Annotated in this window: 2 protein-coding genes; both read right to left on the minus strand. The window is 47.1% G+C overall.

Annotated features, from left to right (window positions below; all coding sequences use genetic code 11):
• A partial coding sequence (locus R7Q11_RS27520; RefSeq protein ID WP_225467151.1) for a DUF2878 family protein occupies positions 1–261 on the minus strand: 261 nt, incomplete at its 3' end.
• A gap of 5 nt (positions 262–266) precedes the next feature.
• On the minus strand, positions 267–618 hold a 352-nt coding region (locus R7Q11_RS27525), incomplete at its 5' end, for a class I SAM-dependent methyltransferase (protein WP_225467152.1).

Genomic DNA, 618 nt, shown 5'->3' on the forward strand with positions numbered 1-618 from the left:
CAATACCCATAGACCAATCAACCACACAGGGAGCCAAGAGGTAGGGAAAACCAAAAGCGAGAAGTGTTGATTTAGCGTATCGAGAACTAGCCCGAAAATGGTGACAAAGGAGATCGCTTTCACCGAGTGAAACGCCGTCAGAATGGAATACACCAAAGTCGCCAACGCCAGTATCATCATCAACCATTGCCACTCAAACGTACCAAGCACAGCAATAAACCAGCACAGTTGAAACCAAGTGGACGCAATCAACACTCTCATAATTCTTATGGGCGCTGGAAAGTCATATGAACGGCGCTGATCGTACGAGCAAGAAAACCGCCTTCACAATAACTAAGGTAATAACGCCACATGCGGACAAACCGGTCATCGTACCCAAACCCTCGCACAGCATCCTCTGCGCGGTTAAAACGGCGATGCCACTCATTCAGTGTTTTTGCGTAATCTAGGCCGATGTCGAACAAATCACGAACCACCAAATCACTGTGCTTAGTGGTCGCTTGTGTCAAAGACGTCACCGACGGCAAGAAACCACCAGGGAAAATGTATTTCTGAATAAAATCGACATTGTTGCTGTAATAGTCGTAGCGCTGATCCGCAATCGTAATCGCTTGGATA

Source organism: Vibrio sp. 970 (genome assembly GCF_033339075.1).